The sequence below is a fragment of the Psychrobacter sp. H29 genome (genome assembly GCF_059073055.1).
This window is the reverse complement of sequence record NZ_JCACRY010000001.1, coordinates 2,340,712-2,366,553: the sequence shown is the minus strand read 5'-3', so window position 1 is coordinate 2,366,553 and position 25,842 is coordinate 2,340,712. Positions and strand designations below refer to the sequence as shown.

Below are 25,842 nucleotides of genomic sequence, written 5' to 3'. Positions count from 1 at the left end.
ACTCGAGTATAGCAAATGATGAGGTTGCCTTACTAGCCGAACGCTTAGAGTTTTTTATTCCCAAACTCATGAAGCTCATGAGACCTTGGCAGTGGCTGACATATATCGTTTTTTGGTCACTGTTTCTGACAGTGATTGAGCGTCATGGTCTGTCAGGTTGGTCTGATTTTATTATCAAGTTCTTTTCTCGAGTGCTACAGAATTCACTAACCGTCATTCCAGCGCTATATTTGGTCGATTATCTGCGTCCTGCCTTCAAAAATGCGAGCATTCCTAGTGTGAGTGTGCGTATTGTCATGCTCATGATGTTTTCTGCTACGGTATCCATGACGTTAGTGGTGTTGGTCATGATTAATCTAGGATTGATGGCATACGACCGTCAAGCTTTTGTGATCAATTTGCTATTCAATACAGTACTGACTGGTGGTTTTACCATTGTGTTTTTATTATATTTTTTGCGTAATCATCGTGAGCTCAACGCACTCAAAATATCTTTTGAGTATAAGTTAACCGCCCAAAACGATTTGATTAAAGCCCGTACTGCTCCGCATTTTTTCTTTAATACGATCAACACACTTGTATCACTTATTGAATCCAATCCGCCAAGAGCTGCTGCCTTACTACAGCATGTCTCTGCTTTGTTCCGTGCCAGTTTTAGCGGTGCGCGTGAGATCAGTTTTGAAGAGGAAGTCGCGCTTTGTGAGCATTACTTGGCGATTGAGTCTAGTCGCTTAGCAGATAAGCTCGAGGTAAGCTGGCAGCTGCCTGATGAAGACATCATGTACGATATGGTCATCACGGCTTTAACCTTACAAAGTGTTTTAGAAAAGATGCTGCTCAATGTTGTAGAGATGACCACCGAAACGATTCATATTGATATCAAAGTCACTTGGCAGCAGCACCGTGTGGCAATTCAGATTGAGGTAGAACTGCCCAAAAAAACCTTAATCATCAATCATGATTTGCGTCAGCACATGAATTTTTATATTCAGACGGATCGTTTACGTGCCCATTTTGGTCAAAGTGCTGATATCCAAAGTCTCGTAACCAGTAACCAAGTTACCACCATTATTGACTATCCCTTACAAGATGTCAGTTTATAATATTTGCACCTTTTAGGTGCTTTTGAGTGCTACTGTTCACGTATTATGAAGTGTGGCATATTTATTGCATCATCTTCTATATCTATATGGTTATTGCGATTTATATCTGGTGAATAATGGTTAATATAAAATAGGATGCGACGAAACGTCATCATATCGAACCGATCAATATATTCGTAATACCATCAAAAACATTAAGTATGTCTTTAGGTGGGAGTTTTCATGCGTATCGTAGTTTGTGATGATGAGCCTTTAGCACGTGAGCGCTTAGTCAGAATCGTACAGGAGTCAGGTCACGAGGTCGTCGCTCAAGCCACAACAGGTGGAGAGGCCATCGTCGCTGTAAAAATTCAGCAGCCTGATATTATATTATTAGACATTCGGATGCCTGAGATGGATGGGGTACGCTGTGCCCAAGAACTTGCCAAACTTGAGCATCCACCTGCTATTATTTTTGTTACCGCTTATGATCATTACGCGATAGCGGCACTAAAAGCCAATGCAATCGGGTATCTGTTAAAGCCTGCAAACAAAGATGAGCTGTTAGAGGCACTGAACAAAGCAAAAAACCTAAACGCGGCGCAGCTCAACGAAATTCGTAAGCTAGAAGATCCAACCGCGCGTCCAGTACGCGAGCATATTGCTGCCCGTACTCACCGCGGTGTAGAACTGATTAAACTAAAAGACATTTATTACTTTGCAGCAGACCAAAAGTACGTCAAGGTACGTCACAAAGATGGCATGGTACTGATTGATGAAACGCTAAAAGAGCTAGAGCAAGAGTTTGATGACCGTCTATTTCGCGTGCATCGCAATGCGATCATTAACCTTAATTTCTTGGATTATTTAGAAACCTTAGATGCAGGTCAATATCAGATACGATTTAAAGACATTGATGAGACGCTAGCCGTGAGTCGGCGCCATCTGCCAGCCTTACGTGACAAAATTCAAAGCATGTAATGAGGTGTTCCCATTGCGACATAATCCTGCCATATCATCCAACCCTTATTTATGCTTAAATAGGGGTATTTTTTTGCGTCAGCCTCTACTATCAATGATTTGAGTCACCACTTTTCTGTGGCAAGCTTGCACTATTATTTGGTAATGACATCATGATGGTGGGCTGATAGCATCGAGTTTATTGAGGCCCTTTATGAGCAATCCACAGCAACCTGCTTTGACTACACTAACTATCGCTACGCGGCAGAGTCCTTTGGCTCTATGGCAAGCGGAACATATTCGCGATCGTTTATTGGCGCTTTATCCTGAGCTGACAATCGAGTTACTAAAAATTGTCACTAAGGGTGACAAGATTTTGGACACCCCTTTAGCCAAAATCGGCGGTAAAGGTTTGTTCGTAAAAGAGCTGGAACAGGCACTGTATGACAAACAAGCAGATATTGCCGTACATTCACTAAAAGACGTACCGATGCAGCTTCCTGAAGGTTTGATGCTAGGCGTTTATTGCAAACGTGCTTCACCAACAGATGCTTTTGTCTCAAACACTTATAATAGTATTGACGAGTTGCCGCAAGGTGCCGTCGTTGGGACGTCGAGTCTGCGCCGTCAATGCCAGATCAAAGCGTACCGCCCAGACCTACAAATCAAAACCCTGCGCGGCAACGTAGGTACGCGTTTGGGTAAACTAGATGCTGGTGAGTATGATGCCATTATTTTAGCGACCAGCGGATTACAGCGTATTGAATTAGATGCGCGTATACGCGGAGAGTTAGATATTGCTGCTTGTTTACCTGCAGTTGGTCAAGGTGCTTTAGCTATCGAATGCCGTGAGGGTGACGATGAAGTACTACAGCTGCTGGCACCGCTAAACGATGACAAAGCTCGCATTCGTCTCATCGCTGAGCGTGCATTAAACCGTCATCTAGAAGGCGGCTGTCAGGTGCCGATTGCTGCTTATGCTGTGTTGCAAATGGCGGACGAGACCAGTGCCAATAATGATGACAATGGCGAAAATGGCAATAACGATGATGGTAATGTGCTGTGGTTACGAGGCCGAGTGGGTCAAGCTGATGGTAGCGAGCTGTTAAAGGCAGAAAAGCGAGCGACGTTGGTCGGTACGCAAGATGAGCAAGAAGTGCAGGCAAATCAGCTGGGTATCGATGTCGCAGACATGCTACTCGCTGATGGAGCTGGAGATATATTATCAGCCATTTATGAGCCTGAGTAACCGATAGATTGCATTGTGATTTTGTTATAGACCAGCACTTCAAATGGCTGGTCTATAGCGGAGCTAACTTTATAGGTCTTTTGCCGTGGTACAGCTATGTCATCAACGTCAACCCAAGCGACATTCAGTCGTGACAGTCACAATAGTCACCTTGAGGACTCATCATCAGTGCTGCAAATTGTCATCAATACGCGTCCAGTAGAACGTGCTGCGCCGCTGACAAATCACTTGCAAGCAGCTGGGTTTACAGTGGTTGAGATACCTATGTTGGCGCTGCAATCGCGTCCAACAACTGGTGGTGATATGGCACTGATGCGTGCATGGCTAACTGGTCAATATAAGGCCCTTGTGGTTATCAGCCCAACTGCTGCTACGTTAGGATTGGATGTTTGGCGTGCACTTGCGCGCAATGAGTATGACGACTGTAATCCTGCGGGAGAAGAGCTCAAGCGGCTAGAGACTGAGCGTACACCGTCCACGCAAGCTGAAATACTCTCTGAACCTCTTATCGCACCGAGTCAAATCATCGCAGTCGGTCAGGCCACTGCTACGGTGCTGAATCAGGCAAAAATAGAGCCGACAAGCTACCAAGTATTGCAGCCCGAGGTTGCCAATAATGAAGGTATGCTGGCAATGCCTGAGATCGAAAGTTTGCAGTCAGGTGATAAGCTGTTGATATGGCGCGGTCTAGGTGGGCGACGATTATTGGTCGATACATTACAGGCCCGCGGTGTACATATCGATAGCATTGCGTGGTACGAGCGCACGATGCCTATCGATGCACGGTCTCAGTATCAGCAATATCAGCAAGATTTTTTTGCACACAACAAAGAAAGGAACGCACAATCCCATCAGTCAAAACCAATCGTAGTTGTGAGTAGTGGTGTTGCCTTTGAGCATTGGAAGCATATCGTTGAAGGTGCACAAGTAGAGACTTTGGCACCGAAGCCAGATACAGATGCGATTAAATATACCGAGGAAAATTTGCCGCTCACACTATCAGATTTTGTTTATGTCGTATTGGGTGAGCGTTTAGCAAAGATGGTGGCATCAGAACACTTGAGCTATTGGCGTGTAGAAGATTTAGCACCAGATACGATTCTCTCAGCCATCAACGCTACCAATTAGCTTTATAATTCTTTATTTGCTCTAAACATGGTCACACCTATGAATAGTGGTACAGCCTTATGTCAATAAATCCTGAGTCTTTACCCGAAGGTCCTTCTGCTGTACAGCAGCGCCGCCAAGCAAACATTTTGCTGCTACGGATGCAGTGGCTGGTTATTCTGCTACTTGTTGCAGCGCTGCTTTGGCTATATATCAGCCAGCAACGCTTTCAACATAGTGTCAACGAGCGCTTACAAAGTAACGAGCAGGTCGTCAGTCGTTTAAATGAAATGGACGATCGTTTATTTGCAGTGAGCCAACAGACACTTCCCGAGCCGAGAGTGGAAGCCAGCAGTCAAGCGCAGAACCAACTGGATTTATTACGTATCCAAATAAAGGCTGCCGATAGACTACTAGCGGATAACAATGACAGTGCAGCGATAGAGCTACTGCGAGGGTTGCATTGGCAGTTGGCACAAAGCAGTAATGAGATTGCACCCGCGTTGACTGTGGTCATCAAGCAAAGCTTGCTCCAAGATATTGAACGCTTGCAAGCGCAAAGCTCACAACCGAGTCCATGGCAAATACAAAACCTTGCGATTCAAAATATCCAAGAGTTTTTGCACAGTCATGAGCGTCTTGGAAGCTACGAGCGTACGGATATTCAGCGCCGAGAGCTTGTCGATGCTGCAACAAACAAGCCTGCTAACAGACCGGTGAACAATGAGGCAAATCTCTCTCGCAGACAGCTCGTCATTCACGAAGTCATCATGACCTTAAATCTTGCGAGCCAATCTAGCAATATGCGTGAGCAGGACCAATTGAGTAGTTATTTGATCCAAGCGTGCAAACAGCTAAAAACGTTAATCCCTAAGTCATCAGCGAGCAAAAAGTCCACTCAAGATAATGCGATTGGCATTGTGCCCGCGGACAAAAAACCGATAAGCGCACAAGCTAATTCGGACACGGCTTTAGACACCAGTTTAAAAACCAACGTAGACACTAATTTAGAAATTATGAAAGCCCCTAGTGATATACCAGAAGTCATTGCTTGGTTAGATCAACTGATTGCTAATACTCCCAAACCAACCCCGTTATTGACCACACAAATCTTAGACAAACCTCAGAGCCAATAGAGGGTATTTAGAAATGCGACATATATTGAATATAAAGAAAAAGGTAAGTTATGACTGATTTCAACGAAAAATCTGATTTTTTGGCTGAAGTGATTACCGAGCGTCCTGATGTATTGGCTAATTATCCAATTATTCACCATCAGCCAATCCATTGGGGTGAAATGGATGCATTTAATCACCTAAATAATGTGGTTTACTATCGTTACTCTGAGTCAGCGCGTATTGGTTATTTACATGCGTTAGATATGTTTGATGGCAGTATGGTTACCGTACTGGCGCAATCGAGCTGCCAATACTTACGGCCAGTGACGTATCCTGACACCTTGCTACTAGGTGTTCGCTGCCAGCGTTTGGGTAATACCAGTATAACAATGGAATACAGCTATTATAGTACAGCGCAAAACCTCATCGTGGCGACGGCCGAGGCGGTGGTAGTACGTCTCGATAGTGATGGGAAAGGTAAGTTGCCATGGACAGCAGAAGAACGCGCGCGGCTGTTGGCATTAGAAGCGAAATTTGATCACACTCCCGAGCTTTAGAGTGATATTAACCTGACGCCTTACTAAAAATCTCGCTAGTTAAAGTTGAAAGGTACCGTCGGTTAAACGTTGGTTATTAAAAATAAAAAAAGGGCACGCTAACATGATATTAGCGTACCCTTTTCGCGATTTATGTTTCAGTCCACTTTCAAACAGTCTTTAGCTTTGTTGCGGTGCGCTCACAAAATCAACCACATTTAAGTCAAAACCTGATAAGGCATAAAACTTCATCGGCGATGACAGTAAACGCATATCACGCACACCTAAGTGACGCAGTATTTGTGCACCAACGCCGATACTACGATAAGGCTGCTGGGCGATGGTCGATAGTGACTGATTGTCTGAAGCTTTATCTAGCGCATCTCCTAGATCGACTGGCTGATGGTTACCTACCCAAACCATGACGCCACGATCTGAAGCACTGATTTCTTCTAGTGCTGACTGCACGCTCCAGCCGCTACGACCCGTCGTATCATTTTTGGCCGCAAATAGGTCACGTAGTGGATGGAAGCCATGGACACGTACGGTACTCACGCCTTCGCTCACATCACCTTTCACCAATGCTAAATGCGTTTCTTCAGCACCAAACTCGCGAAAACGATGCAAGGTAAAAGTGCCATGTTCAGTTTCAAAAGGACGCGACTCGATTTCCTCTACCGTTTGCTCATTGGCGATACGGTAGTTAATGAGATCTGCAATGGTACCCATTTTGATATCGTGCTCTTTTGCAAATATTTCAAGATCATCTCGACGTGCCATCGTACCATCGGCATTGATGATCTCTACAATGACTGCTGCAGGCTCTAGTCCTGCCAATCTTGACAAGTCGCAACCAGCTTCTGTGTGGCCTGCACGGTGTAAAACACCGCCGTTTTGCGCCATGATTGGAAAAATATGCCCAGGTTGGACAATGTCTTCTGGTTTGGCAGCAGACGAGACTGCAGCTTGAATCGTGCGAGCGCGATCTGCTGCAGAGATACCAGTGGTAACACCTTCAGAGGCCTCAATAGACACCGTAAAGTTTGTACTGAACTTCGCCTCATTGCGATCAGACATGAGTGGTAGGGCTAATTGCTGGCAACGCGCCTGTGATAGGGTTAAGCATACCAAGCCGCGCGCGTGAGTAATCATAAAGTTGATATCTTCAGGGCGAACGTGCGTCGCTGCCATGATGATATCACCTTCGTTTTCGCGGTCTTCATCATCCATCAAGATGACCATTTTTCCGGCACGAATATCTTCGATAATCTCAGGAATCGTATGTAAACTCATAGTAAGTCTCAATATTTTATTATTAATAAATATGTGTGGTTTGGAATATAAAGCGTTATCTGCCTATTGTAGCAGTAGATGGTACAACGCGCTGTTGCTGTTGAGCAAAGCGCGTGATAATCATGGTACTCGAATAACAGTAATCAAATAGCAGTAATTAAATATAGAAGTAACTCATGACTTTTATATATCATTAAGGATACATTTTAACGGTTTTTGTCCACGCGTGCTGCCTCAAAGCTGAACTATCACGCTTAGTCTTTTAAAAATGGGGTTAAATATAACTAATGGCTCATACGTATAATGACTAAGCCCTAAACCAACGGTAGCTCAAAATTTCCGACACATCAGATGGTATTCTCAATCATTACTTGCTGCTTGGGTTTTTAGCCATTCTATAAACTGTTTACTATGCTGCTCGCGCTGATTATCAGCAAACTCGTAAAAACTGGTACCCAACAAGTTTTCTGGCAGATAGCTTTGAGGATAGTAGTGGTTAGGGTAGTTATGAGGATACGCGTAACCTTGTCCGTAGCCCTGATTACGCATTAGTTTTGTCACGCCATTACGTAGGTGTAATGGTACAGGGGAGGCATCCTTTTCTGCCAAAGCCATCGCCGCATTTATCGCTTTATAAGTGCTGTTGCTTTTGGCACTGGTCGCCAGATAGACCACGACTTGCCCCAATATGATGCGTGCCTCTGGCATACCGATTGACTGCACACTGCGCAATGCTGTATCAGCAAGGAGTAGGGCATTGGGGTTGGCATTACCGATATCCTCACTGGCGAGTATCACCAATCGACGCGCAATAAAATCTGCAGGCTCTCCGCCAACCAGCATCCGAGCCATCCAATATAGCGCTGCGTCAGGATCTGAGCCACGTACTGATTTAATCATGGCTGAGATAATATCGTAATGCTGCTCACCATCTTTGTCATAACGTACCAACGCCGTTTGCGCCACTTGGCTAACCAGCTCATCATCAATGACTGTTGGTGATTGCTTGGTGTCGGCTGTTTGGATCGCGAGCTCTAGTAAGTTTAGCGCCTTTCTTGCGTCGCCATGTGCCAATTGACTGATGGTATCTTGCGCCTGTAGGTCGATAGTCAGCTTTTTAAGGACAGCGTCTTCTGCTAGTGATCGCTGTAATACGGCACTAATCTGCTCAGGCGTCAACGGCTCTAAACGATATACTTGGCAACGTGATAATAGAGCATTATTGACGCTAAATGATGGGTTCTCTGTGGTTGCACCAATTAAGGTAATATCCCCAGACTCCACAGCGCCCAAGAGCGCGTCTTGCTGCGCTTTATTAAAACGATGTATCTCATCGATAAATACCACAGGTGACTCAAGGCTTAATGAGTCTTTATTGTCTAATACTTCACGCAGCTGCTTGACCCCAGTATTCAAGGCAGAGAGCGCATGAAAAGGTCTACCAACGGCATCAGCCAATAGCATCGCAATGGTTGTTTTTCCGATACCTGCTTCACCATGTAAGATAATAGAGGGCAGATGTCCTTGCTCTACCAAACGCCGTAACGGTGCCCCTGTGGCTAAAAGGTGCTCTTGACCAATAATGGCAGCAAGCGAGGCGGGGCGCATACGCTGAGCAAGCGGGGTGTCGGCATGAAAGTTGGTCGGCATAGAACTCTCTATCAAATAATTAAAAAACCATTAATGGATCATAATGGCAGTTCTCGATGGGCGTTATCGCTAAATACAGAACGTTGAGTACAGAGCACCGCATTCTATTCTATATTTATTATTCTGAGTTAATCTAAATATACTCAGTTGTTTGGCATGATTCTCGCAGCAACTTTATGATGACAATCAATATTGGACATGAGCCATAAAAGTAGGCTAGGTTATAAACCTGATGCTATCTGCAAGTAGGTGTCATACACACTAGGCTAACGCAAAAATATGTTAATGAAAGCTCACTAAGCGTATAGCTTATGTCCTTGATACTTTAGTTTTCATAATTCATCTATATTAACGGTTCAACCGTTCTATTGAGAACAGACTTAGAAAAATGGACAACTAAATAGAAATCATTAGAAGTAGCCTATCAAATATAAGGTAATACATTGACGATGTCTAAACCCACACTCAAGCGCTTATTTAATCGATATCTACGTAGAAGTAACTACACTCATCAGTCGCGTGATTTGACGGCTGGAGAGATAGCGCTGGCACACTCCGTATTTGGTGAGAGTATCAGACTTGATGAGGTTCGGCTAAAGACCGCTTGGTGGGTATTAAAAAATTATGCCGTCAGTCCCAACGGGAATATTTATTTTAACCCAGCTGATTGGATCATAGACTTTGGTGACGCGCCTTTGGCCAAACAGAGCTGGCTAATACATGAGTTGACTCACATATGGCAATTGCAGCAGGGTTTAAAGGTCGTGCGTGGTGCGGTTATCGATCGGCGGTACGACTATGTGTTAGAAACGGGTAAGTCCTTTTTTAAATATGGTATAGAGCAGCAGGCACGTATGGTACAAGACTATTTTGTACGTCAGCAGCGCGGACAAGACTGCCAAGATTTGGAGGCTTGCATACCGTTTTTGACCGTAAATCCTATTACTAGTGCTAAAAACTCTAGTAGCTCTTTTGTCAGCTAGGTCTTATCTGTCATGTTGTAATGGAGCTTCTGGCTGCTCGTGTTGATTAGAGACAGTACTGCGATTAGTAACGGTACGACTAGTGAATAAGATAAAAAATAATTATATACCTATCAAATTGAGTTTGTTCAATGACTGATAATTCAATGGTGGCTTGAAGAATAAGTAGATAGCGAATAACAAAAGTCAGTTATCGTCATCACTTTAGCTCTTTATATGTTTGCTTTATTAAAGGATATGTACTCTTATGCTTAGATTTTTATCAGTGAAGCCAAATACTGACACTCATTATCAATCGACATTGCTTGCAGCAGCGTTGACGGGTGTATTATTTCTGACGGGCTGCCAGCAGCAAGCAGATACGCAGCCTGTATCAGACGACACCCAGACGAGTGAAAAAACAAGCGTGGAAGACAGTCAGCCTATGCCGCAAAGCGATTCGGCTGCTGCGCGTATAGAACAGTTTCAACCTATATATGTTGCACAAGCACAAGGGTTGCAGCGCCGTCTCCAAGCAGAGTATGAGTCACTGCAAGCGGCAGATGCATCAGACAGCGATGAGTCCTTATTACTTGGCGGTGCAACTGACAATGCTAACGATAATGTGACTGACAGTACCAATGAAAACACTAATAGCAACAACAGCAACGATGAGGCGATAGGCAGTGCGTCAGAGGGTGCTGGCGTTAATAGTGCTGACCAGACAACAGCATCAAATAGCCCAATGGGTGTAGGTAGTAATGCAGATTCGGATGCAGCGGTCGATATCAATACCAGCACCGAGGTTGGTGAGCGTGATTTGACAGTGTTAAAGCGTATCAGTCTGGAGCCACGTAAACCTGTGATACTGACTGAAGCGCAGATAATAGAGCGCTATCAACAAACGATGGATACGCTATATCAGCCTGTGACTACGCCACTCAGTGCAGAGGATTCTGACACACTGATTAACATCGCGACTTTAGTGCCGCAATTGTTTGAACATGCAGAGATTGCTGGAAGGGTAAGTGCAAAAAGCCCAGCGCTGGCTCGTTTGATTATTCAGCATCAAGTATGGGAGCAGATAGAAGCGCAGCAGGTAGTCGATATGCAGCAGATGAAACAACAGCAGCAGCAAGAGTTTGAGATGCTCATGACTAAGTTTAATGATACGATCAAAGGATATGATGAGCAGATCGCAAAGTATGAACAGACTTTGAAAGAATTTCAGTAAATAACCATGGCATGTTCGTAGTATCAAATATACATACTAGAGCCAATAGTACCCATCAAAGAGCAATAAAAAATCCCGCATAATAGCGGGATTTTTTATTGTTCAAACACAGCTCAGCTTACTTGCGATCTTCAACTTTTACAAAATCACGGCGCGTTTCACCAGTATACAACTGACGCGGGCGACCGATTTTGAATGGTGCACTATGCATTTCTAACCAGTGGCTGATCCAGCCTGAAGTGCGAGCCAATGCGAAGATAACTGTAAACATTGACGTTGGGATACCGATGGCTTTCAAGATGATACCAGAGTAAAAATCAACGTTTGGATATAGGTTACGCTCGATGAAGAACGGGTCTTCTAGCGCGATTTTCTCTAGTGCCATCGCTAACTCAAGCTTAGGATCGTTGATACCTAGTGCTTCTAGTACTTCATCACAAGTCTCTTTCATTACTTGAGCGCGTGGATCGAAGTTTTTGTAAACACGATGACCAAAGCCCATGAGCTTCACTTCACGGCTTTTTACTTTTTCCATGAATTCAGGCACGTTTTCAACCGTACCGATTTCATCTAGCATCTCAAGAACAGCTTCGTTGGCGCCGCCATGTGATGGCCCCCATAACGCAGCAATACCTGCAGCGATACACGCATAAGGGTTTGCACCGGTAGAACCTGCTAGACGTACCGTTGACGTAGAGGCGTTTTGCTCGTGGTCAGCGTGCAAGGTAAAGATCTTATCCATTGCGCGAGTGATAACGTCGTTAGTTTTGTAGTCTACATCAGCAGGCGTTGCAAACATCATGTACAAGAAGTTTTCTGCGTAGTTAAAGTCATTACGCGGATACATGAACGGTTCGCCTTGTGAGTATTTATAACTCATAGCAGCAAGCGTTGGCATCTTAGCGATCAGACGGATAGCAGTGATCTCACGGTGGTCTTCGTTGCTAACGTCTAGGTCTTCATGATAGAACGCTGATAAGGCACCAACGACACCAACCATGATAGCCATAGGATGTGCGTCACGGCGGAAGCCTTCAAAGAACTTGCGTAATTGATCATGAACGGCAGTATGTTCGCGGATTTTTTCGAAGAAATCTGCTTTTTGTTCGCTATTTGGTAGGTCGCCATGAATCAATGCATAAGCAACTTCTAGGTACTCAGCGTTGTTTGCTAACTCGTCGATAGGATAGCCACGATGCAATAACTCGCCTTTACCGCCGTCGATGTAAGTAATCTTTGATTCAACAGGAGCAGTAACTTTAAAGCCAGGGTCATAAGACCAGAAGCCTGATTCTTGTAGAGCAGCAACATCGATAACTGGGCGCCCTAAAGTACCTTTAATAATAGGAAGTTCGTATTCTTCACCATTCACGGTTAGTTTGGCATTATTATCAGCCATAAATTGCTCTCCATTGGTTTTAGCTTGTTAGAATAAAATTACTACAGACGTACACCTCACGTCATCATCGGTCAAACGGTAAAATGAATTTAACTCATTTAATACGCAGGGTATATTAGCAGCAATCACTTGTGATTTGAAAAAACTTTTATTGACTACCATCCCAATTGGCATGGGTTAGCGGTGGTTATTCGCTGTAATTTTTGTATCAAAATATGTCTGTTTGGTTATTTTGCTTAAATTTATCCATTTTTTAGCCATATTTATGATGTCAAAATCGGTACAACATTGTTCGAACATTGGCAAAAATCTAGACACATATGCATAAAAAGTGAGTCTAAAATTTTCTAGGTCATGAGTAGCAAACCAATCGAATTCGACTTAAATTTGATATAAACCAATACTTTTCAGATTGAGTATTACATATCTCTATTTATTTGTTAAATAACTGTGTTTTACTATTGCTTCAGGGATAAGTTTGTAATTATCGCTCAGTCATTTTATAATTGTAGTAATTAACTAGCACTAGCTTGTGCAAATTGATAAGTGGTCATAACATAGTGTCGTTTATAGCTTGCTTTATATATGCCTATTTACGATTGTCTAGTGTTTTGATAGACCAAACCGAATTCTATGGTTTGAGTGTTCCTATTAACCATTCTGTTTTTGAGTGCTGAGCACAAGTATCTGTTGCTTAGTATGCGGCTCGCTCTGAAGTAGAGGACATATTAACGTTGTCTTGCGCTTCATACGACCAATAAAAATAGACTGGTTAGTCGATCTTACTCATGTTTATTCTCTTTGTTGTATAATAGATGGGTTGTTTGATAGGCCTGTCATCTCGACAAGCGATGTTGAACAGTCTATTACTACCTTTATATACATGATCCTTTCTTCATATTTAGCGCAAACTAAAAGAAGTCAGCTAGCTCTTCCTTACTTTATTCGTCTCGTGTGTTGCTCGACGCTCATCTGACACTATTCATGTCAAGCCTCGATAGCAGATACAGGAGTATAACCGCAAAAAGGATGCCCGCTGTGAAAAGCAACCGACCTATTGATCTGCCTTTAAGCCAAGTGATTAGTGTTAATCGCTCACCGATTGCGATCGCCTCTATCTTGCATCGTATCTCTGGCATTATTTTATTCTTATTAATTCCTGTCATGCTATGGTTATTACAGAACTCACTGGCGTCGCCTGAGAGTTTTGCAACTGTATTTGACAACGTACTTGTGCGCTTTTTAGCATGGATATTTGTTGCCGCTATTGCCTATCATTTCGTAATGGGTATGAAACATTTATTTGCTGATATGGGCATGAACGAAGAGCTAAAATCTGGCCGCACTGCCTCTATGGTCAGTTTTGTGATCGCCGCGATTTTGGTTGTCGCGTCATTTGTATGGGTGATGTTCTAATGATAAAAAATGATTCAGGAATCAAAAGTGCTACTGGTCTGACAGGTTCAGGCTCACGTGATTGGATTATTCAGCGTATTAGTGCTGTTGTTTTAGCCGTTTATAGCGTGATATTGCTGGGCTTCTTTTTGACCCATGGTGATGTCACTTTCATTGAATGGTCATCATTTATGACCAGTTTACCGATGCGTTTATTCAGTTTGGTTGCAGTACTTGCACTGGCTGGCCATGCTTGGGTCGGTATGTGGACAGTATTTACTGACTATATTACGACAGGCAAACTAGGTTCAAGCGCAGCAGGTTTACGTTTAGTACTACAGTCATTGATGATTATCGCTATTTTAGTATTTCTATTTTGGGGCATTATGATTTTTTGGGGTAACGGTTTCGGTATCGCTGCTGTTTAACCATTGAACAAATACCTCTTATATCTATATATAACAGCAGGTATATCCAACTGATAGACTGGTTGGAAAGACAATCGCAATTATCTGCTGATAGCCAAGAATAGTCATAGCATTGGACTAGCATTGATGACCAGCTAATCTGATTATAGCTGAGTAGGCTTAGTCCAGTATAACGATAGATATGCACATGAAGTGGTTGCAGACTGTTTAGATTGTTATGTTACAAGTTTATGAAATAGCCAAATAGTGAGCTTTCATAAATGTGATACAAGCTTTTTAAAGAGTTTTAATTAACTTCTGAGCATTAACAGGCATTAGGAAAACCGTAATGGCAACTAGACAAGACAATACCATTAGTAATATCAAGACCCTAAACTACGATGCAGTCATCGTTGGTGGCGGCGGCTCAGGTATGCGTGCTTCATTGCATTTAGCGGAAGCGGGCATGAAGGTTGCAGTCCTTACCAAAGTATTCCCAACGCGTTCGCACACGGTTGCCGCTCAGGGTGGTATCGGTGCAAGTTTGGGTAACATGAGCAATGACAACTGGCACTTCCACTTCTATGATACCGTAAAAGGATCAGATTGGTTGGGTGACCAAGATGCTATCGAGTATATGTGCCGTGAAGCGCCAAAAGTAGTCTATGAGCTTGAGCACATGGGCATGCCATTTGACCGTAACGAAGATGGTACGATTTATCAGCGTCCGTTCGGTGGTCATACGTCTAACTATGGCGAAAAAGCCGTACAACGTGCTTGTGCTGCTGCTGACCGTACAGGCCACGCGCTGCTACATACGCTATATCAAAAGAATTTAGAGCAAGGCACTGAGTTCTTTATCGAGTGGATTGCCCTTGATTTGATCAAAGACGAAGCGGGTAACATCAACGGTGTCGTTGCGCTTGAGCAAGAGACGGGTACGGTTGCGGTATTCCAGTCACCAATTACTGTCCTAGCGACAGGCGGTGCGGGTCGTATCTTTGCAGCGTCTACCAATGCTTATATCAATACTGGCGACGGTATTGGCATGGCAGTACGTGCTGGTATCCCATTGCAGGATATGGAATTCTGGCAGTTCCATCCAACTGGTGTTCATGGTGCAGGTGTACTACTGACTGAAGGTTGTCGCGGTGAAGGCGCTATCTTGCGTAATAAAGATGGTGAAGCGTTCATGGAGCGTTATGCACCAACCGTGAAAGACTTGGCACCACGTGACCTCGTATCACGTTCAATGGACCAAGAGATCAAAGAAGGCCGTGGTTGTGGTCCTAATGCTGATCATATCGTTATGGATATGACGCATCTAGGTGTTGAAACCATCATGAAGCGTTTGCCATCAGTATTTGAGATTGGTAAAAACTTCGCCAACGTCGACATCACAAAAGAACCAATTCCAGTAATCCCAACCATTCATTACATGATGGGCGGTATTCCAACCACTATTCATGGTCAGGTTGTTGTGCCAGATCTAGAAGCAGGTACTGATGAAGACGGCTTATATGCTAAAGGCAATGTGGTTAAAGGTCTTTATGCAATCGGTGAATGTGCTTGTGTGAGTGTTCATGGTGCCAACCGTTTAGGTACGAATTCACTACTTGATCTACTCGTATTTGGCCGTGCAGCGGGTAAACATATCGTTGATGAGTTCCATCACGCTGATCACAACTACAAGCCGCTTGATCCACGTGTGCTTGATTTTACAGTGAAGCGTTTAGACAAGTTGCAACAGTCTACTGAAGGCTACAATGCGCAAGACGTGGCTGATGAGATTCGGGCAACTATGCAAAAGCATGCTAGTGTATTCCGTACCCAAGCAATGATGGATGAAGGCGTTGAGAAAATCCTAGCGCTAGGCGATAAGATCGAAAAAATTCATCTTGGCGATAAATCACAAGTGTTCAACACAGCACGCATCGAAGCTTTTGAAGTGGCAAATCTGTACGAAGTAGCAAAAGCCACTATGATATCAGCTGCTACACGTCACGAAAGTCGCGGCGCGCACAGTGTATCTGACTATGACCGTCCAGAAGATGATGATTACGCACCAAACGGTCGTAACGACCACGATTGGATGAAGCATACTTTATGGTATTCTGAAGGCAACCGTATTATTTATAAGCCCGTTCGTAAAGTACCATTGACTGTTGACTATATTGAACCAAAAGTTCGCGTCTATTAACTCTAGATTGCATGCTTGGTTCATAGCCAACATGCAACAGTAGTCTCAACGTTTTATCCCTTATTAATTTATTAAAAAGGTGACCGCCAGCTACATGCTCATGCCAGCGTTACTAAGTTATTGATTGATACTCGATATTTAGTTATCAGTATCAATCAATAGCCAGCGCTAATATGTTGCAGTCTTTGTATGCCCGCCATCACCTACGTGTGGAGTTTAGCATTATGAGCCGAGGTACTCGCACCATCGAAATCTACCGCTACGATCCTGATGTGGACGCAGCACCGCGCATGCAAACCTATACGATTGAATTACTTGATTCAGATCGTATGTTGCTTGACGTATTATTACGCCTAAAGAAAGAAGATGAGACAATTACTTTCCGTCGCTCTTGCCGCGAAGGTATTTGTGGTTCTGACGGCATGAACATTAACGGCAAAAACGGTCTAGCATGTTTAATCAACATGAATACCCTACCAGAAAAAGTAACGGTTCGCCCGTTACCTGGTTTGCCAGTGGTTCGTGATTTGGTTGTTGATATGAACCAATTTTACGAGCAATATGAGAAAGTACACCCGTACTTGATCAATGATCAGCCAGCGCCGCCGACGGAACGTCTACAGTCACCTGAACAGCGTGAAAAGCTAAACGGTCTGTATGAGTGTATCTTGTGTGCATGCTGTTCAACCAGCTGTCCATCATTCTGGTGGAACCCTGACAAGTTCCTAGGTCCATCAGCGTTACTGCACGCTTATCGCTTTGTTGCTGATAGTCGTGATGGTGATACCCAGGCACGTTTGGCTCGTCTAGACGATCCGTTTAGCTTGTTCCGTTGCCGCGGTATCATGAACTGTGTATCGGTTTGTCCTAAAGGCTTGAACCCAACCAAAGCCATCGGCCATCTACGTAATATGTTGATTGATCAAGCCGGTTAGTAGTTTACAAGCGCATCAGTTATAATAGATACAGTACGAAAAACACCACCTATTCGTTAGGTGGTGTTTTTGTTAGTTGAACGGACTTAAATATATTTGCGTGCATACTCTACTGGCTCTATACCAAGCAGGCTTACCTATAGAGTTTTAGATTACAGTAGCAGGAAAATTAAGCAGTAAGTTTGACTCGCAAATGGTCAATATTCAGCCATCGAGCTGGCAAAACACCATATGCAATACGTTGGTTGTGTGTAAGAAGACATAATATATAGACAATCAATCTATATAATCGGATATAGACACGAGAAAAGTTTGGTATAATTACGTTTTTAACAATATTGAATACGATTAAATGCTGCTCAAGTGGTTCAGTAATACGTATCAATTAATAGAATAAAACGTTATGTATACAATTATTGTGCTTGTATAATTGATAATAGATATTCATTACGTAAATACTTAGTATTGAACAAACAAACTATGTCACAAAAAATGGTCGTGATAGGCTATACAGCAATGTATTTCTGTCTTGATGGACAAAATTTCTAGTAGATATAAGATGTTTTAGCCTTAACAGCCATTTTAAAGGTTAGCTAGAATTTTAGTTGATTGTTAATAACTTACAACTTACCAATCGGTTATAGCTAAAAGAAGTATATATAAATTAATGTTGTGAAACGAGTCAGTTAACAAAACTGAGCGTTCACAAATAATTTTATTTTTAATATAGGTATTGCAATAAGACTTGTTATCACTATTTAGCATCCCTTGCTTCTTTAGACAATGACGGCAATATTCTATAGTGACGGCAATACTTAGGGATAAAAGTGTTTTATCAAATAGTATTTAACGGGATATGACAAATTGTCTATATGCCTAGCATCTAGCGATTGACACCATAATAAGCACGATTCCATTCATTTATCTATCAAATAGACGATTATTATGAATAGTATAACTAAAGAAAAAGCGGACCAAGGACATACTGAACTGGCCGCTGATAATGCCAGCTATATAGAAGCTCTTTACGAGCAGTACCTAACAGACCCTGATAGTGTTGACACAGATTGGCAAGCGTACTTTGAACAGTACAAATCGTCAGACGATGCCAAGCATAACGCGATCAAGGACCAATTTTTATTACTTGCCCGCAATCAAACCGCGAATAAAGTAAGTGATGAAAACACTGACCAAAGCAGTGGTACCTCAAATAACTGTACTGATCCAAAGCAAATGGGTGTACAGCAATTAATCTCCGCATATCGTCGCCGTGGCCATCGCCGTGCCAAACTTGATCCTTTAGATTTGCATCCACGTGCAGAAGTAGAAGATCTAACGCTTGCTTATCATAATTTATCAGAAGCAGATCTTGATACGGTATTCCCAACCAATGATTTAGTAATCGGTAAAAATGAAGCGCCATTGCGTGAAATTATCGAAATCATGGAGCGTGTGTACTGCCGTCATATTGGTATCGAATACATGCACGTCACCACCAGCACAGAAAAGCGCTGGATGGAAGAATACTTAGAAACCAACTTGGGCTATATCCAATTTGATAAAGAAAAGCGCTTATCTATTCTTGAGCGCCTGACTGCTGCCGAAGGTCTAGAAAAGTACTTAGCACGTAAATATACGGGCGTTAAACGTTTCGGTCTAGAGGGCGGCGAAAGCTTCATTCCTGCTATCAATGAAATTATTCAACGTGCTGGTGGCTATGGTACAAAAGAGATGGTCATTGGTATGGCTCACCGTGGACGCCTTAACCTACTAGTCAATATCCTAGGTAAAAATCCTGCGGATCTGTTTGACGAATTTGATGGCAAAGTGCAACCAGAAAAAGGCTCAGGTGACGTTAAATACCATAATGGTTTTTCATCAAATGTGATGACCCCAGGTGGTGAAGCGCATTTGGCACTAGCGTTTAACCCATCTCATCTTGAAATCGTTGCACCAGTATTACAAGGCTCAGTACGTGCACGCCAAGTACGCCGTAATGATCAGCCATTGTTAGACAATACTGGTGGTAATTCGGTATTGCCAATCGTTATTCACGGTGATGCTGCGTTTGCCGGTCAAGGTGTGGTTCAAGAAACCTTCCAAATGTCACAAACCCGTGCTTATACCACTGGTGGTACTGTACATATTGTTATCAATAACCAAGTTGGCTTCACCACTAGCCGTCAAGAAGATGTTCGTTCAACCGAATACTGTACTGACGTCGCTAAGATGGTACATGCGCCCATCTTGCATGTGAACGGTGACGATCCTGAATCAGTCGTATTTGCAGCTCAGTTGGCATTAGATTATCGTCATCAGTTTGATAAAGACATCATCATTGATCTTTTCTGCTACCGCCGTAACGGACATAATGAAGCAGATGAGCCTTCAGCTACGCAGCCATTGATGTATGCGGTTATCAAGAAATTGCCTACGACACGTACCATCTATGCACAGAAGCTTATCGCTGATGGGCTTTTAAATAGCGAAGAAGAAAAGCAATACGAAGATGACTATCGTGAATCTTTAGATCGTGGAGATTATGTTGCAAGCTCACTAGTCCAAGAACCTAACGAGCAGTTATTTGTAGACTGGAAGCCTTATTTGGGTCACGAATTGATCGACGACTGGGACACTAGTGTCGATATCGAAAAACTAAAAGCTTACGGACGCCGTATGGCTGAAATGCCAGAGGGCTACAAGCTACAACGCCAAGTTCAAAAAGTAGTTGAACAGCGTCTAGCGATGCAGACTGGTGAAGAGCCTCTCAACTGGGGTGCAGCTGAGACATTGGCTTATGCATCATTGGTCGATAACGATGATGTATTGGTACGCATTACGGGCGAAGACGTAGGCCGTGGTACGTTCTCGCATCGTCACAGTGAAATCTATAATGTCAATGACGGCAGCATGTACGTGCCACTCGCTCACATGAGTGAAACGCAAGCACGCTTTGCTACCTATAATTCATTGCTATCAGAAGAAGCCGTATTAGCCTTTGAATATGGTTATGCTACGACAGTACCGAATGCATTGATTGTTTGGGAAGCACAGTTTGGTGACTTCGTGAACGGTGCGCAGGTCGTTATTGATCAGTTCATCTCAAGTGGCGAGACCAAATGGCAGCGTGTTTGTGGTTTAACGATGCTATTGCCACATGGTTTTGAAGGCCAAGGTCCAGAGCATTCTTCTGCGCGTCTTGAGCGCTTCTTACAGCTATGTGCTGAAGACAATATGCAAGTTATTACGCCAACGACTCCTGCGCAAATTTATCATGCCTTGCGTCGTCAAGCAGTACGCCCGATTCGTAAGCCTTTGATCGTTATGTCACCAAAGAGTTTGCTACGTCATAAGCTGGCAACGTCTAATCTAGAAGAGCTTGCCGATGGTAAGTTTGAAACTGTAATTTCAGAGATGGACGACCACAACGCAGACAAAGTTACTCGCATGGTGTTATGTGGCGGTAAGGTCTATTACGATCTACTAGAGCAGCGCCGCGCATTGGGTCTTGATCATGTTGCTATCGTACGTATTGAGCAGCTTTATCCATTACCAGAGCAACGTTTGGTTGCTGAGATTGAGAAATATAGCAACTTGACTGAGATTGTGTGGACGCAAGAAGAACCACTGAACCAAGGCGCTTGGTACTATCTGGCCCCGCACATGTTCCGTATTGTTGTACCGCATCCAACTAAGGCAAAAGTCATGGAGCCGGTGGCACGTCCTCCTAGTGCAGCACCTGCAACAGGTTCGCCAAAATTGCATGCCCAACAGCAACAAGCACTAATCGCAGGTGGTCTTGGTATCAGTGTCGATGAGCTATCTAAGTAACAGGTTATCTAATCGAAAGACTATAGCAGATAAATGAATCAGGCGATGACAGTTAGTATCCGTTAATACAATCTAAGCGTTACTTTTAACGAATACTGACTGCCTATCACGACTTAATAATAAGTATGAATATCCACATCTAAGGAGTATATCGATGGCTGACATCAAAGCCCCCGTTTTTCCAGAATCGGTTGCCGATGGCACAATCGTTGAATGGCATGTCACTGAAGGTCAACAAGTTAATCGTGATGACCTACTAGCTGAGATCGAGACTGACAAAGTAGTACTAGAAGTTGTTGCACCTGATGATGGTGTAGTAACTAAAATCGTCAAGCAAGTTGATGACACAGTATTGTCTGATGAGTTGATTGCACAGTTCGAAGCCGGTGCAAGTGCAGGCGAAGCACCAGCTGCAGAGACAACAGAGCAGCCAGCTGCATCAGAAAAGCAAGCTGCAGACGGCGGTGAGCCAGTACAAGCGACTGACAAAAAAGACGAAGCAGATCACAAAGATCAAAGCCCAGCAGTCCGTAAAGCAGCAAAAGAGTCTGGCGTTGATCCTAAAGAAGTTGAAGGTAGTGGTCGCGGCGGTCGTGTCACCAAAACGGACATGGCAAATCCAACGCTAAAATCAGACAGCAGCATCAAATCTGATAGTGGCCGTCCCGTTGCTGAGTCAATGGGCGAACGTACAGAAAAACGCGTTCCGATGACTCGTCTGCGCAAGCGTGTTGCAGAGCGTCTATTGTCAGCATCACAAGACACAGCGATGTTGACGACGTTTAACGAAGTGAACATGAAGCCATTGATGGACATGCGCGCTAAGTACAAAGAAAAATTTGAGAAGCGTCATGGCGTACGTCTAGGCTTTATGTCATTGTTTATCAAAGCCGCAACAGAAGCACTCAAACGCTTCCCAGCAGTAAATGCGTCACTAGATGGCGACGATATTGTTTATCATGGTTTTTATGATATTGGTGTGGCCGTATCATCAGACCGTGGTCTAGTAGTACCAGTATTACGTGATACTGACCGCATGAGCATGGCTGATGTTGAAAGTACTATCCGTGAGTTTGGTAGTAAAGCACAGCAAGGTAAGCTTGGTCTAGAAGACATGACTGGTGGTACTTTTACCATCTCTAACGGCGGTGTATTTGGTTCGTTGATGTCAACGCCTATCTTAAATCCACCACAAACCGCTATCTTGGGTATGCACGCTATCAATGATCGCCCAATGGCTGTTGATGGTAAGGTTGAAATTCTACCGATGATGTACCTAGCGCTATCTTATGACCATCGTATGATTGATGGTAAAGAGGCCGTACAGTTCCTAGTAACTATCAAAGAGTTGGTCGAAGACCCAGCCATGTTGCTACTAGACTTGTAAGCTTCTAAGCTTGTATTGGCAATAGCCGATACAAGCTTTTTCACTTTAGTACAGATTATAGTTTTGCTCAGTCAGCAATCAGTTAATCCGCTGACATACATGAAAATGATTTTAAAAACGGTGACTTACTATCGACTAGCGATAAGTGAGTCTTTCTCACTGATATGGTGTATTAACCATAGAGTGTAGACCGTACTGATTTATCATTAAGATAACAATCTATTTAAATGACACATACAATTAAAAATAGGAACGTACTATGAAAGACAATTATGATTTAGTCGTCATCGGCGGCGGTCCTGGTGGTTACGAAGCGGCTATTCGTGCAGGTCAACTCGGTATGAGCGTTGCCTGTATCGAAAAGCGCGTTTATAAAGGTGAGCCAGCACTTGGTGGCACTTGCTTAAACGTTGGTTGTATCCCATCAAAAGCCTTGCTTGACAGCTCACATCGTTATGAAGCCACTAAGCATGATCTTGACGAGCACGGTATCAGTACTGGTGACGTTGCTATCAATATCGAAAAAATGATAGAACGTAAAGAAGGTATCGTTAAGCAATTGACTGGCGGTGTTGCAGCGTTGCTAAAAGGCAATGGTGTTGACTGGCTACAGGGTTGGGGTACGCTAGTTGATGGTACGGGCACTGACAAAAAAGTCAAATTTACTGCTCTAGAAGACGACAGCGAAACGACGATCACTGCTAAGAACGTTATTCTTGCGGCAGGTTCTGTGCCTATCGAGATTCCTGTTGCCAAAACTGATGGTGACCGTATTGTTGATTCAACTGGCGCACTTGATTTCACTGAAGTACCTAAGCGTCTAGGCGTTATTGGTGCTGGTGTTATCGGTCTTGAGCTTGGTTCAGTATGGCGTCGCCTAGGTGCAGAAGTAGTTGTGTATGAAGCGCTTCCTAGTTTCCTAGCTGCTGCTGACAAAGATATCTCAAAAGAAGCTGGCAAAATGCTGAAGAAGCAAGGTCTGGATATCCGTGTTGATACCAAAGTAACCAACGCTGAAGTTCAAGGTGACCAAGTTGTCGTCACTAGTGAAAACAAAGGCGAATCAAGCGAGGAAAGCTTTGACAAGCTAATCGTTTGTGTCGGCCGTCGCGCTTATTCTGAAAAACTGCTTGGCGATGACAGCGGTATCACGTTGACTGAACGTGGTCTTATCGATGTCAATGACCAGTGTAAAACCAACCTTGATGGCGTTTATGCTATCGGTGATTTGGTCCGTGGACCTATGCTTGCGCACAAAGCAATGGAAGAGGGCATGATGGCTGTTGAGCGTATTCATGGCGAAAAACCTCAAGTGAACTATGACACTATCATCAATGTCATTTATACTCACCCAGAAATCGCATGGGTAGGTTTGACTGAGCAAGAAGCTGAAGAAGCTGGCTATGAAGTTAAAACAGGTTCTTTCAACCTAGCTGCTAACGGCCGTGCATTAGCGCAAAGTGAAGCTCAAGGCTCTGTCAAAGTAGTCGCTGATGCGAAAACAGATCGTCTGTTAGGCATGCATGCGATCTCTGCTGGTGCTGGTGATATCGTCCATCAAGGTATGATTGCGATGGAGTTTGTCTCTAGTGTTGAAGACTTGCAGTTGATGACCTTTGCGCATCCAACCATTTCAGAAGCAGTGCATGAAGCGGCGCTATCTGCGGATGGTCGTGCTATCCATGCTATCCAGCGCAAAAAACGTAAAAAATAAGTAGTTAATTTAGTTATTGTCGATTTACAACCTGATTGTGGTATCGCTATGTTGGCGATAGCCACGATCATGAGTGCGTTATATGTATGCTTAATATATGTGCGTACTTGATTTCACTTTTTATTAATTGTAAAAAATAAAGGATACAATCAATGAATTTACATGAGTATCAAGCAAAAGAGCTATTAAAAAGCTACGGTTTGCCAATTCAAGAAGGCATCATCGCCCATAACGGCGAAGAAGCTGCTGCAGCTTTCGATAAAACCCCAACTGATATTGCGGTAATTAAAGCGCAAGTACATGCTGGTGGTCGCGGTAAAGCGGGTGGCGTAAAGCTGGTTAAAACTCGTGAAGAAGCGAAGCAAGTTGCTGAAGAGCTGATCGGTACTAACCTAGTAACGTTCCAAACTGACGCTGACGGTCAGCCAGTAAACTTCGTATTGGTTGCAGAAGATATGTACCCAGTACAGACTGAGCTATATCTTGGTGCCGTTGTAGATCGTGCAACTCGTCGTGTAACCTTCATGGCATCTACCGAAGGTGGCGTAGATATCGAAGAAGTAGCACACAGCACCCCAGAAAAAATCTTCAAAGTAAATGTTGATCCTTTAGTTGGTTTAATGCCTTTCCAAGCGCGTGATGTTGCGTTCAAACTTGGTCTAGAAGGCAAGCAAATTAACCAGTTCGTTAAATTGATGACTGGCGCTTATAAAGCATTTGTTGAAAACGACTTTGCCCTAATGGAAATCAACCCATTGGCCGTTCGTGAAAACGGCGAAATCGTTTGTGTTGATGGCAAAATCGGTATCGATTCAAACGCACTATATCGTCTGCCTAAAATTGCAGCGCTACAAGACAAGACGCAAGAAAACGAGCGTGAGCTTAAAGCAGCTGAGTTTGACCTAAACTATGTTGCTCTAGAAGGTAACATCGGTTGTATGGTAAACGGTGCTGGTCTTGCAATGGCGACCATGGATATCATCAAGTTGTATGGCGGCAAGCCTGCTAACTTCTTGGACGTTGGCGGCGGCGCAACCAAAGATCGCGTTGTTGAAGCGTTCAAAATTATTCTAGAAGACAGCAGTGTTGAAGGCGTTCTAATCAACATCTTTGGCGGTATCGTACGTTGTGACATGATTGCAGAAGCTATCATCGCTGCTATCAAAGAAGTTGATGTACAAGTACCTGTGGTCGTGCGTTTAGAAGGTAACAACGCTGAGAAAGGCGCACAGATCCTAGAAGAGTCTGGTCTAAAACTGATTTCAGCTCAAGGTCTATCTGACGCGGCTCAAAAAATTGTCGATGCTGTTAAAGCCTAAGTCTTTAAGCATAGTAGTCAAATCGTAATAGTGGTTTTTATAACAAAGATTGGTTATCAATATC

General features: G+C 43.6%; 19 protein-coding genes. 16 read left to right on the top strand and 3 right to left on the bottom strand.

Features of this window, described 5'->3' with window-relative positions; translation table 11 throughout:
- The first annotated feature begins 77 nt into the window (after positions 1–77).
- From AC5JP1_RS09585 to AC5JP1_RS09560, 6 genes are all read left to right on the top strand, one after another.
- Positions 78–1,103, top strand: a complete 1,026-nt coding sequence (locus AC5JP1_RS09585) for a histidine kinase (RefSeq protein WP_493843956.1) — start codon at positions 78–80, stop codon at positions 1,101–1,103.
- A gap of 222 nt (positions 1,104–1,325) precedes the next feature.
- The gene (locus AC5JP1_RS09580) at positions 1,326–2,063 is read left to right on the top strand and encodes a LytR/AlgR family response regulator transcription factor (RefSeq protein WP_319050711.1); all 738 of its coding nucleotides are present in this window, start codon (positions 1,326–1,328) and stop codon (positions 2,061–2,063) included.
- Between the two features lie 193 nt (positions 2,064–2,256).
- Positions 2,257–3,291, top strand: a complete 1,035-nt coding sequence (gene hemC / locus AC5JP1_RS09575; protein WP_493843955.1) for a hydroxymethylbilane synthase — start codon at positions 2,257–2,259, stop codon at positions 3,289–3,291.
- A 96-nt stretch (positions 3,292–3,387) separates the two neighbouring features.
- Positions 3,388–4,419, top strand: coding sequence for a uroporphyrinogen-III synthase (locus tag AC5JP1_RS09570; protein ID WP_493843954.1), 1,032 nt, complete (start codon positions 3,388–3,390; stop codon positions 4,417–4,419).
- A gap of 59 nt (positions 4,420–4,478) precedes the next feature.
- Positions 4,479–5,534 carry a hypothetical protein gene (locus tag AC5JP1_RS09565; RefSeq protein WP_493843953.1) on the top strand — a complete coding sequence of 352 codons (1,056 nt, stop codon included), beginning with the start codon at positions 4,479–4,481 and terminating at the stop codon, positions 5,532–5,534.
- Positions 5,535–5,584: 50 nt separating this feature from the next.
- Positions 5,585–6,073: an acyl-CoA thioesterase gene (locus AC5JP1_RS09560; RefSeq protein ID WP_493843952.1), complete on the top strand. Its 489-nt coding sequence runs from the start codon at positions 5,585–5,587 to the stop codon at positions 6,071–6,073.
- A gap of 159 nt (positions 6,074–6,232) precedes the next feature.
- Here AC5JP1_RS09560 and ribBA read toward each other — a convergent pair whose 3' ends face one another.
- Together ribBA and AC5JP1_RS09550 are read right to left on the bottom strand one after the other, a co-directional pair.
- Positions 6,233–7,345, bottom strand: a complete 1,113-nt coding sequence (gene ribBA / locus AC5JP1_RS09555) for a bifunctional 3,4-dihydroxy-2-butanone-4-phosphate synthase/GTP cyclohydrolase II (RefSeq protein WP_319050705.1) — start codon at positions 7,343–7,345, stop codon at positions 6,233–6,235.
- A gap of 360 nt (positions 7,346–7,705) precedes the next feature.
- Positions 7,706–8,995, bottom strand: a complete 1,290-nt coding sequence (locus AC5JP1_RS09550) for a replication-associated recombination protein A (RefSeq protein ID WP_493843951.1) — start codon at positions 8,993–8,995, stop codon at positions 7,706–7,708.
- 449 nt (positions 8,996–9,444) lie between these two features.
- On the opposite strand from AC5JP1_RS09550, the gene AC5JP1_RS09545 reads away from it, so the two are divergent.
- Together AC5JP1_RS09545 and AC5JP1_RS09540 are read left to right on the top strand one after the other, a co-directional pair.
- Complete coding sequence (locus AC5JP1_RS09545; RefSeq protein WP_493843950.1) at positions 9,445–9,978, top strand: type IV secretion protein Rhs; 534 nt, start codon at positions 9,445–9,447, stop codon at positions 9,976–9,978.
- A 247-nt stretch (positions 9,979–10,225) separates the two neighbouring features.
- Entirely contained in the window at positions 10,226–11,191 is a 966-nt protein-coding gene (locus AC5JP1_RS09540) for a hypothetical protein (RefSeq protein ID WP_493843949.1), read from the top strand.
- 118 nt (positions 11,192–11,309) lie between these two features.
- Here the strand turns inward: AC5JP1_RS09540 and gltA are convergent, their stop codons facing one another.
- Complete coding sequence (gene gltA, locus AC5JP1_RS09535) at positions 11,310–12,590, bottom strand: citrate synthase (RefSeq protein WP_493843948.1); 1,281 nt, start codon at positions 12,588–12,590, stop codon at positions 11,310–11,312.
- Between the two features lie 1,029 nt (positions 12,591–13,619).
- Between gltA and sdhC the strand changes: the two genes are divergently transcribed.
- From sdhC to sucC, 8 genes are all read left to right on the top strand, one after another.
- Positions 13,620–14,006: a succinate dehydrogenase, cytochrome b556 subunit gene (gene sdhC / locus AC5JP1_RS09530; protein WP_319050700.1), complete on the top strand. Its 387-nt coding sequence runs from the start codon at positions 13,620–13,622 to the stop codon at positions 14,004–14,006.
- Positions 14,007–14,008: 2 nt separating this feature from the next.
- Entirely contained in the window at positions 14,009–14,413 is a 405-nt protein-coding gene (gene sdhD, locus AC5JP1_RS09525) for a succinate dehydrogenase, hydrophobic membrane anchor protein (protein WP_319050869.1), read from the top strand.
- Between the two features lie 328 nt (positions 14,414–14,741).
- Positions 14,742–16,592 (top strand): succinate dehydrogenase flavoprotein subunit, encoded by a 1,851-nt coding sequence (sdhA, locus tag AC5JP1_RS09520; RefSeq protein ID WP_319050699.1) that lies wholly within the window; start codon positions 14,742–14,744, stop codon positions 16,590–16,592.
- 224 nt (positions 16,593–16,816) lie between these two features.
- A complete protein-coding gene (locus AC5JP1_RS09515) occupies positions 16,817–17,527 on the top strand; it encodes a succinate dehydrogenase iron-sulfur subunit (protein WP_192518379.1) in 711 nt (236 codons plus the stop codon).
- Positions 17,528–18,472: 945 nt separating this feature from the next.
- Positions 18,473–21,358, top strand: a complete 2,886-nt coding sequence (locus tag AC5JP1_RS09510) for a 2-oxoglutarate dehydrogenase E1 component (RefSeq protein ID WP_493843947.1) — start codon at positions 18,473–18,475, stop codon at positions 21,356–21,358.
- A gap of 154 nt (positions 21,359–21,512) precedes the next feature.
- On the top strand, positions 21,513–22,745 hold the full coding sequence (gene odhB / locus AC5JP1_RS09505; protein WP_443525086.1) for a 2-oxoglutarate dehydrogenase complex dihydrolipoyllysine-residue succinyltransferase: 1,233 nt from the start codon (positions 21,513–21,515) through the stop codon (positions 22,743–22,745).
- A 259-nt stretch (positions 22,746–23,004) separates the two neighbouring features.
- Positions 23,005–24,459 carry a dihydrolipoyl dehydrogenase gene (lpdA, locus tag AC5JP1_RS09500; RefSeq protein ID WP_493843946.1) on the top strand — a complete coding sequence of 485 codons (1,455 nt, stop codon included), beginning with the start codon at positions 23,005–23,007 and terminating at the stop codon, positions 24,457–24,459.
- A gap of 152 nt (positions 24,460–24,611) precedes the next feature.
- Complete coding sequence (sucC, locus tag AC5JP1_RS09495) at positions 24,612–25,778, top strand: ADP-forming succinate--CoA ligase subunit beta (protein ID WP_201579290.1); 1,167 nt, start codon at positions 24,612–24,614, stop codon at positions 25,776–25,778.
- The last annotated feature ends 64 nt before the right edge of the window (positions 25,779–25,842 follow it).